Here is a 9120-nt window from a genome sequence, read left to right on the forward strand (position 1 = left end):
GGGTGCGAGGCGCCTGCCCGGGAGAGTTCGCAGGGTTACTGCCGTGGTCCTCGTTCCCCACCGGCCCCCGGAGCCTCGCCTTCGTCCAGGCGGGCTCGCCGCTTTGCGCGTACGCCAGTGCCAGACCTGTCCGGGGCCGACCAGTCCGGCTCGTCCCCGGGATCCTTCGTCGCCACCTTGGTCACCTGCAGTCCTGCGGCCCGGCCCCGGGTGTGCTGACTCGTATCGCACGTCAGCAACCGAACGTCGCGGCCGGCCAGGCCCTGGATAGCCACCGTCCGGTCGATGATCTCGACATCGGGGCGGTCCAGGCGCACATGGCCGGGGGGATCAAGAACGATCTCCACGTTGACCCTGCCGCGGGTCTCGCCGTCCCGAGCGGTGTGCACCCCCTCATGCAGGACCCCGTGGGTGCCGCCGTTGAGGACCCCGTCGAGGAGGCCAAGCGTGTGGGCGGCACGCCAGCGGGCCCGGTGCTTGCTGGCGTCCTTGAGGTCATCCAGCTCGTCGACCACCACGATCGGGAACAGCAGGCGCACGAACTGCCAGCGCGGCACGTCGAGCACCTCATGCAGGTCGACCTCGGCCAGCTTCACCTCGTTCTGGATGTAGAAGCTGGAGTCGGCTACGACGAACACCTCCCGCTGGCTCCACCGGCCGATCCGCGTATCCAGCGCAGCCACGGCCGCCTCGAAAGCCTCGATCCGTTCGGCGACCTCAAGTTGCACCAGACCGTTGACAAGACGCTGCTGGGCGGTCCCGGCGAGCGTGCCGCAGCTGCCCAGCAGCGCCTGGTAGCGGTCGGTGAACACGAGCTGGTCGAGGTCCCGGTCGCTGATCTGGGAGCGCAGCATCCGCGCGGACTCCGTGGCCCACTCCAGATACGTCAGCAGCCCCTCGAAGGCGCTGCCGTACGGCCGCTGCAGGTTGATCGCCGCGGTGTGGACACCGCTGAGCGCCTGGCGGATGTTCTTCCGGTCTGTGCCGGGGCGCGGTGTGATGAGCATGTGCTGATCCTGCCAGTGCGGCCCGCTGGTGCGCCTCGGGCTTCCGACGTCACAGGCCTCCAGCGCCAGAAGACAGAGCCACATGTCTAACTTGCCTTACACCTCTGCAATACGTTGACCTGTAGAGACACTTGACAACACTAGATAATCATCGCCGGTGATCGGCCCGCGCACCCCGCCGGGCGCGCCTGTGTAGGTTCCGCGTCTCGGTGTCCAATTTCTGACTGCCGTGTCCAACGGCTGACCAATTGGACGGGGTTCTGAGCAAACCGCAGGTCCGCCCCCTGCCTGCGCCGGTCTCGATCACGGCCGCGCCATCAGGGCCGGGGATTGGACACGGTTCCGCGGAATGCGTTCGGTGGACACGAGCGCCGAACGCCGATGCTCCGCAGGTCACAGCGATGCCGTTGGACGCCAAAGCGCGGAACCTACAGCCTGGATGCGGAACAGTGGCCTTAACCTCGGCCTGATCTGACCGTCCCAGCTGCCACCGTGGCCGCTTCTCCCGTTGACACCAGGGGGAAGCGGCCATTGTCGTGCGACCGGGGCAGCCGGCGTCACCCACATGGGTGCAGTCCGGACCGGACGCACGGAACCTTCGCCCTGCTCACGGACGCTGGAGCGTCAACCGGCCGCACCGCAGGGGGCTTTCGCCTTCCCGGACGGCCCATTCATCTCATTACAGTACGACCTCATCTGATGGTTTTTGTGAGGGGTGTCTGTGAGTTACTCGGACCGGGATGTCCAAGACGGCCGTGCCCTGGTGAACAGGGGCAGCGTCAACCGGCTGGAATTGGGCGACAAGCTGCTGACGGTGACCGCGGGTGGCGGCGACGGCGTCCTGGACGCGTTCTGCGACGCGATCGGCCTGAGCCCGCGCTCGGGCCGTGACTACCGGCTCGTCTCCCGCCTCTGCACGCCGCCGCTGCGGGCGAAGATTGCCGCCACCGGCGTCCAGGCCACCTGGAGCATCCTGCGTGAGGGCGCGCGGACCGGTGCGGGCGGGGTTGCGGTCGACGAGGGCTACCGCACGCTGCTGGTGCTGCTGGAGGAGGCCGCCGCGCAGGGCCGCGACCAGCTGAAACTGCCCGAGTACCACCAGGCGCTGGGCACCGCCCCGGCGCTTGGGGACCTGATGGACCCGCACCGGGGCGACGCCGCGAAGCTGGTGGAGTACCTGGGCGGCCTTCAGGGCGGCGCCCGCGAGAAGATCGTGGTCTCACTGCTGGAGGCCGACGCCCGTCTGCGCTCGTCGGTCCGCAAGACCGTCAACGAGCAGCACCGGCGGGAACGTGACCGGGAACGGATCGACTGCGGCGCGACGCCGGGCCAGTGGATGGCCCTGGCCCGGGACTTGGTGCGGGTGGGCGACCAGGCCACCGGCTTCATCGCCCGCCACCAGAGCGCTGGCGCACTGTGCGAAGAGCAGCTTCCCGCGGCCAGGGACGCGCTGACCAAAATCGAGTTGATGGCGACCTGGATCAAACTGCGGGTGGACGGCGAGAGCGAGAGCGCCCGCCGTGAACGCGGCACCGCACGGGTCCCGGTGGCGGTGTGATGCCGCCCCCGATCGAGGAGACGGACGACTGCCTGGCAGCCGACGTCGCGGAGTTCGCCCGGCACGACCGCAGCGGGGGCTGGGCACTGGCCCACCTGGTCGCACGCCGGGTCGAATACGACGCCGGACGCGGGGTCACGCTCGAACAGCAAGCGAAACGTTCCGACCGGAACATTTACCGGCAGATCAGCGGTCGGGAGTTCGCGCGTAGGGCCAAGACCAACGTCAAGCGTGTCCTGGCGTTGCACGACGCGTGGGTTCGGGCGGCGGCAGACGGCCGAGTGCCGTCCGTGGAGAAGGTCGCTACGGGCGAGTTCGTCGAGTTGCCCGATGAGGAGGAGGTGCCCTTCTACGGTGAGCACGGGTACTACCGGGGCTACCAGGCCCGCATGCCGGCCGGCGAGCGCCGTCAGGCGCTGGAGGCGGAGTCCGAACGCCTGGGCGTGCGGCCGGGGGTTCCGGTGTACGTGTCCCAGCATCCGGGTGCGGTGAGGGCGGCGGTCCTGGCGGACGAGGGGACCCGTACCGCGGCGATGGAGGGCATCGCGGAATTCAACCGCCGGGAGGCCCAAGAGCAGGACCGGGCCCACCGGGAAGCCGCGCAGCGTGCTGACGAACAGCGGGCCCGGGAGCTCGACGGCGGGGCCGGCACCTGGCCGGCCGAGGCGGATGGCACCGACGGCGCGATGGACGCCGGGCGGGCGGCGGCGGCCGTGCGGGCCGCCGCCGAGCCCACGGAGATGGACGCCGCTCTTCAGATCTTCAACGAGCTGGCCCAGGTCCGGATGGGGACACTGCGGGCGCTGTCGCTGCTGCAGCGGCATCAGGTCCACTTCAGCGACGACCGCGGCCGTGCGGTCTCCGAGCTGTGCGACGCCTCGCGGGCCGCCATCGACTTCATCCGGGACCTGGCGGCCAGTCAGTACACGACGCTGGACGACGAGGCCCTGCGGGCTTTCCTGGACGAGAGCGAGAAGCTGGGGTGAACCGTCGTGTCAAAGACGGGCCGCCGACCCGGTCCGAGCAGGACATCATCGATGTCATGCTGTGGCTGGACCGCCGGGCGGGCGAAGAGGTGTCCTACGCGGAGATCGCGTCCGGGGTCGGTATCCCGGTGAGCAGCCGGCTGCGGGCGGCGGTGCGCGGAGCGCGGCGGGCCGTCGAGGTCGACGGCCACCGCCTGGAGCAGTTCATGCGCTCCAGCGACCCGCTTCGCCGCGGGGCGTGGGTGGCCCGCTTCCACCGCTGCGGTCACGGGGATGAGTTCGGGGCCCGTGACGCGCTCCTGGCGTGCCGCAGAAGCGTCGCCTCCCTGGCAGAGATGAAACGCGCGACCGCCTTCGAGGCGACCAATCCCCACAGCATCGACGCGCAGGCGTTCGGGCAGATGGCCCAGACCGCCGACGGGGCTATGCGGCTGATCAGCGGTGTCGAGGGCCTGGGCACCAAGGTCATGAAGAATCAGCGGACGATGAACGTGATGGCGGCACGGATCGCCGACCTGGAGGCCCAGGTCAGCGAGATGACCACGGACCCCTCGGCCGCGAGCGCCTGACCAGTTGGGGGCACCCGTAGGGGTTCGGGTGCCCCCGCCGGTCAGCCGGACCGGTTGACGTTCTTGAACATCTGCCGGCCGGCCTCGCGCACGGCGACCACCTCGTCCCGCGCCTCTTCCAGCTCGCGCAGCAGACCTGCGTTGTCCGCACGGGCCGCGGCGAGTTCGTCCTTGACGCGCTGGACCTCCGCCTGGAGTTCGCCCACGCGCCCGGTCAGTTCCTTGGTGCCGCGCTGGTCCAGTTGTGCGCCCAGGGAGCGCTGGACGGCCTGCTTGAGGCGGTCCCGTTCCCCGCGCAGGGCCCTGGTCTCGGCGCGGGCCAGCTCCAGATCGGTGGCCAGGCTCGCAGCCGACGCCCCCACACCGGATTTCCGCTCGCGCCGCACACTCTTGGCCTGGCCCTTCATCGCGGCCTCGACGTGCTCACGCACGCCCGCGGCGTAGACGAGCCAGGTGGAAACTTCTGCGGTGCGGGCGACGGCCGCGAAGCTGATCGGGGTGCCGCTGTCCTTCATGGTGTCTATGGCTGCCAGGACCTGCCCTCGCTTGGCCACGCTGTCGCGCTTGCGGGCCTCGCGCAGGGCGTCGGCGGGCTTGCGTTTCGCCTCGTTCATGCCCCGGCCTCGTCCCGCTGCCCGGGGAAGGTGGGAATGGGCAGCGCGACCGCCCCGCGCCCCGACCTGGTGGCCCGCATCTTGCGCAGCACCGCCGACGCCTCCTCGACCTGCTCGCGCTCCTCGGGCTCCATCGCCTCCAGTTGCCCGTGCATCTGGGTCACCACCTTCTTGTACGCGGCGATCTGGTCGTCGAAGTTGCGGACGATGAACTCGTCGACCTCCATCATCACCGCCATCTCACGCTCGGTCCTCAACGCGCGGATCTGGTCCTCCACGGCCGGCAGGTAGGACGGATCGGGCCGGTAGAACGTGCAGCCCGCGCACTGGAACCGGATCGGGCACGCCTTCCCGCCCGCCTGCACATTCGACTTCTCGGTGCAGCCCCCGAACGGCACGGTCACCGACCCGCTCCCGTAGGCACGGCCGGACGACCTCGGCGCGGGCCGGCCGTTATGGTCGGTGGTGTGGCGGCGCATCACCTCGACCGCCGCCCGCTTCCGCTTCTGAGTGATCTTGTAGTAGCCATGCGTGGTGGAAATCGCCCGGTGATCCATCAAATCCCGCAGCACGTCGATGTCGATGCCCGCGTCCGCGTGCCGCTGGGCGTAGGAGTGCCTAAACGCGTAGGGGAACACCAGCGCCTTCACGAAGGGCACGCGCGAACCGTCCTTGCTGAACTCCTCGGTGAGCAGGACGACGTCGTCCCGGCCCACCCAGGCCCGGATGAAGTGCGCGATGTGCTCGGGCAGCAGATGCCGCAGGATGCCGTTCTCACCGGTCGGCGGGAACAGGAACGACTCGCTGCCACTGGGCAGGTCCAGGCTCTCGCGCACCGCCAGCCACCGCTGGACGCACTGCGCGGTCTCCTGCGTGATCTGCAGGTGACGCCTATTCCGTCTGGCCTTGCGGTTGTCCCAGACCAGGGTCCACTCACGCCCCTCCCTCTTCAGACAGCCGGCCCGCAGTTCCGCGATCTCGTACGGGCGACGGCCGGTGTCCCGCAGCAGCTCGTAGACGGCTGTGCACATGGCCGCGACCTGCTCGGGCGTCATCCTCCCGTGCGTGACGCCCCGGCCCAGCAGGTGGATGTGGTCATCGAGCTGGTGGATGACGTCCTCGGGCACGGCCCGCCCGGCCTCGTCCTCCTCGCTGACCTCGTCGGCAGCAATGTGGTGGCTGCTGTGCCGGGCGAAGTAGGCGGACATGTCACCGAGGTATCCGGCGGCCCGGCTGTAGTCCAGGACCTTGAAGAAGAACGACAGCAAAGCGCCGCGCGTCTTGTTGCCCATCGGTGCGCCGTCCAGCTTGGGCAGCTCCCGGAACGCGCCGACCACCGCGTTCATGTCCGCGAAGGACAGTGCGGCGGCGTCCTGCCCGCCGCCGCTCTGCAAGCTCAGCGCACGCGCGGCCGTGACGCACGCACGGTGGGCCCGGCGCACCTCCCCGGTGGTCGGCTTCGTCTCGCCGATCCAGGCGACCAGGATCTGCCGCAGCCACGGCTGCGACAGCTCGGTGAGGTCCACGTCACCGCTGCGGCTGGTCCTGCCGCCGCGCTTGCCCCGCACCCCGAGCTCCGCCAGGTCCAGCGTCGCGAGCGACGCCGGGTCCACCCCCTTGAACCGGGCGAAGCCGGCGGCCACGACCCGGTGCGCCTCGCGCAGCAGCGCGTCGACGTTCATCTGCGAGCGGCGCGGCACTTCCCCGGCCGCCACCGCGGCCAGGCTCTCGCAGGCATCGGCCAGATGCGTGATCATCTGGCGGGCCGCGAGCGGGTCGACCTTCTGGCCGCGCGCGTCGCGCTGCTGCAACACGTAGAGCACTTCCCACCGCACCAGCGGGTGCAGCGGCGCGAGCGAGAACTGGTGAACGCCCAGATAGGGGGCCTGCCGCTCCAGCCACGACGCCGGAAGGGGCGCCCCGGCGATCCGGGAGGCAGGGTGCTGCCTCAAGCGCCTGCCGTGCTGGAAGCACAGCCCCAGCGGGCCGCGGCCGTCGTAGCGACAGCCCCGCACCCGGCAGCCGGGCACCGGGTCATACGCCCGCTGGAGGGCCACCCATGCCTCCAACGAGGAGGACGGGTTTCGGTCCAGGTCCTTGTGGCGAAGCGAGGCGTGCGCACTGCACAGCCCCCACAGGTTCGACTCGCGCGGGCAGTCCTGAACGCGGCACAGCGCCTGCCGGCCGGTCATCGTCCGGTCGCGGACCGGCACATGGGTGGCCTTGAAGTCCTTCATGGACAGCCCGCCGGCCTTCTGCGCCTTCGCGCACCCCGAGCACAGGCTCTTCGTACTGGCCAGCGCGTCGCAGGCAGCGGTACCGCAGCGGAACACCACGGTCCGCGGATTTTCCACATCCCCGGTGAACACCAGCGTGTCCGCGTCCCACTCGCCCGGCCGCCAGCCCTCGGCGACCTGCTCGCGCAGCCACACCGTCCAGCCCGCCGCCACGTCCGGCGGCAAGCTGCCGGCCGAAGTGTCCCGCGGTACGGTCCTCGGCCCGTGCAGCGGTACGACGTTGCTCGTGGCGCTCACCCGCGCGACTCCTTCCGCTTCGCGGCCACCAGCTCCACCGCGTCGCGCTTGTCCTGGTCCGTTGTATGCGTGTACGGGTCCATCGAGGAGGGCGAGGCATGCCCGGCCATGTCCTGGGCCACGTCCCGGGGCACCCCGCTGCGGACCCAGCGGGTGATCGCGGAATGCCGCAGCATGTGCGGCCTGGCCCTGAATCCGGCCCGGCCCGCCAGCCGTTTGAACAGCTCGTAGGTGTTCGGATACTTCATCGCCCCGCCCAGCGGCGCCCTGAAGAGGTTGACGAACACCATGTCGCCCCCCGCGGCCCCGGGGACCTCATCGCGCTCGTAGCGGTAGTCGGTGTAGAGGCCGATCGTCTCGTCGTCCACCGGAATCCAGCGCGGCCGAACAGACTTGGCGAACGCGCCATTCGTGTTGACGCGCCGGCGCACGTGAATGTGCGGCCCCTCGACCCGGCAGCCCAACAGGCGCGAGCTGGGCAGGAAGTGCATGTCCTCGCGCCGCAGCCCCAGCGCCTCACCGATCCGCATCCCGGTAACCGACAAAAGCCCCACCAGGAACCGGTCACGGGCATGATCGGTCACCGCGAGGACCCGGGCGATCTCCTCGTCCGACAGCCACTCGAACCCGGGCACCGCGACGCTGAACTTCAGCCGCTTGCCCTCGATCTGACGGTTCTGCCCGTCCTCCCCCGCGTCGAAGCCCGGCGGGGCAAACCGCAGAAACCTGGGCTGGATCAGCTGGCTGACCACCGTCGGCGCCACCTTGCCGATCAGTGAGCACCAGGCCAGGAAGTCGCCCATCGTCCCGGTGATCGCGTTCGCCGTGCGCTCCTCGCGGTACCGGAGCTCAATCCCCGGCCTGCGGCCACGGGAAGGCAACGGCTCGTCCACCAGCCACCGCTGGAACGCATGCAGTTGCGCCATCGACGGCGCGGTCCAGTCGACGCCGAACTCCTGGCAGTAGGACAGATACAGGGCAATCCGGCCCGCGTACGTCTTGCCAGTGTTCCACTTCCGCCCGGCGAGGAAGGCGCACGCCTCGACGTGCAGTTCGAAGGAGTCGTCCACGACGACCCAGTTGGTGCTGCCATCGGCGGAGACGGCACGTTCGGAACGGAAGTGACGTGGCAGGACAACAGAGGTGACCAACGTGCCTTAACACCCCTTGGATAACAGTGAGGCAAGTAGAGTTGAGACTATGTGCCTCATGTGCCTCGCGACTATAAGTCACCCAAGATAACGATGATTCCGACCGCGTACTCCGAGGTGACCATTCCGGCGTCCCGTCGCGCCACCAGCACCGCACGCGTCCTGCACACCAGGGCGCACATCCGCTCCCGTACCACTGTGAACATTTCAACTCCCCTAATTTTCAGCTCTGTTGATGACTTGTTGTTGACGACTCGTTGTTGACGACTTGCTGTGAATGAACTCCCGTTGCTGACCAGCTCGTGATCACGCGCCGCTCGCGTCAGCCACCACCCCCGCCCAGCAACCCGTCCGCCAGCCCGATCACCACGGGCAGTACGCCGACCGCGATGAACGCGGGGAGGAAGCACAGCCCCACCGGCGCGGTGACCATGACGGCCGCCCGCCGGGCCCGTTCCGTCGCCTTGCGCCCCCAGTCGGCGCGGGTGTCCGCGGCCAGGCGTGCGACGGGCCCGGCCGCCGGTACTCCCGACTCGTCGGCCCGTTCCAGCAGCCTCGCCAGAGCGCCGGCTCCCGGTATCGACGCCAGCCTCCGCCAGGCTTCGGCCGGTTCGCCGCCGAGCCGCACCTCTGCCGCGCCCCGCGCCAGCGCCTCCCCGACCGGTCCCGCCAGCGCCTCGCCCACCGCCTGGGCGGCGACC

The 9120-nt window shown here is 69.8% G+C and carries 8 protein-coding genes and 1 pseudogene; 3 read left to right on the plus strand and 6 right to left on the minus strand.

Going from position 1 to position 9120, the window contains the following annotated elements:
• Positions 1–35: 35 nt before the first annotated feature.
• Positions 36–1007 (minus strand): PIN domain-containing protein, encoded by a 972-nt coding sequence (locus G3I56_RS37390; protein ID WP_164417017.1) that lies wholly within the window; start codon positions 1005–1007, stop codon positions 36–38.
• Positions 1008–1770: 763 nt separating this feature from the next.
• Here G3I56_RS37390 and G3I56_RS37395 point away from each other — a divergent pair.
• From G3I56_RS37395 to G3I56_RS37405, 3 genes are read left to right on the plus strand one after another with little or no spacing between them, the layout of a single operon-like run.
• On the plus strand, positions 1771–2565 hold the full coding sequence (locus G3I56_RS37395) for a hypothetical protein (RefSeq protein WP_164417019.1): 795 nt from the start codon (positions 1771–1773) through the stop codon (positions 2563–2565).
• Positions 2565–3551, plus strand: a complete 987-nt coding sequence (locus tag G3I56_RS37400; RefSeq protein WP_164417021.1) for a hypothetical protein — start codon at positions 2565–2567, stop codon at positions 3549–3551. Before G3I56_RS37395 ends, G3I56_RS37400 begins: the two co-directional genes overlap by 1 nt.
• Positions 3548–4120, plus strand: coding sequence for a hypothetical protein (locus G3I56_RS37405; protein WP_343240172.1), 573 nt, complete (start codon positions 3548–3550; stop codon positions 4118–4120). Before G3I56_RS37400 ends, G3I56_RS37405 begins: the two co-directional genes overlap by 4 nt.
• A 41-nt stretch (positions 4121–4161) precedes the next feature.
• On the opposite strand, the gene G3I56_RS37410 is transcribed toward G3I56_RS37405, so the two are convergent.
• The 5 genes and pseudogenes from G3I56_RS37410 to G3I56_RS37425 all read right to left on the minus strand — a co-directional run.
• A complete protein-coding gene (locus tag G3I56_RS37410; RefSeq protein ID WP_164417023.1) occupies positions 4162–4734 on the minus strand; it encodes a DUF6262 family protein in 573 nt (190 codons plus the stop codon).
• On the minus strand, positions 4731–7268 hold the full coding sequence (locus G3I56_RS37415) for a tyrosine-type recombinase/integrase (protein ID WP_164417025.1): 2538 nt from the start codon (positions 7266–7268) through the stop codon (positions 4731–4733). The genes G3I56_RS37410 and G3I56_RS37415 overlap by 4 nt, the downstream gene beginning before the upstream one ends.
• Positions 7265–8419 (minus strand): tyrosine-type recombinase/integrase, encoded by a 1155-nt coding sequence (locus G3I56_RS37420; protein WP_164417027.1) that lies wholly within the window; start codon positions 8417–8419, stop codon positions 7265–7267. Before G3I56_RS37420 ends, G3I56_RS37415 begins: the two co-directional genes overlap by 4 nt.
• A gap of 92 nt (positions 8420–8511) precedes the next feature.
• Positions 8512–8625, minus strand: a pseudogene (locus tag G3I56_RS44365) (DUF4244 domain-containing protein); the annotation flags it as partial.
• Between the two features lie 116 nt (positions 8626–8741).
• Positions 8742–9120, minus strand: a 379-nt coding sequence (locus G3I56_RS37425; protein ID WP_164417029.1) for a type II secretion system F family protein, incomplete at its 5' end; no start/stop codon positions are given.

Origin of the sequence: Streptomyces sp. SID12488 (assembly GCF_010548275.1) — a bacterium.
Taxonomy (GTDB): Bacteria; Actinomycetota; Actinomycetes; order Streptomycetales; family Streptomycetaceae; genus Streptomyces.

Bases quoted from the DNA above. Each gene is read 5' to 3' on its own strand.
- G3I56_RS37390 (WP_164417017.1), bottom strand. From the start codon at position 1,007: ATGCTCATCACACCGCGCCCCGGCACAGACCGGAAGAACATCCGCCAG.
- G3I56_RS37400 (WP_164417021.1), top strand. From the start codon at position 2,565: ATGCCGCCCCCGATCGAGGAGACGGACGACTGCCTGGCAGCCGACGTC.
- G3I56_RS37410 (WP_164417023.1), bottom strand. From the start codon at position 4,734: ATGAACGAGGCGAAACGCAAGCCCGCCGACGCCCTGCGCGAGGCCCGC.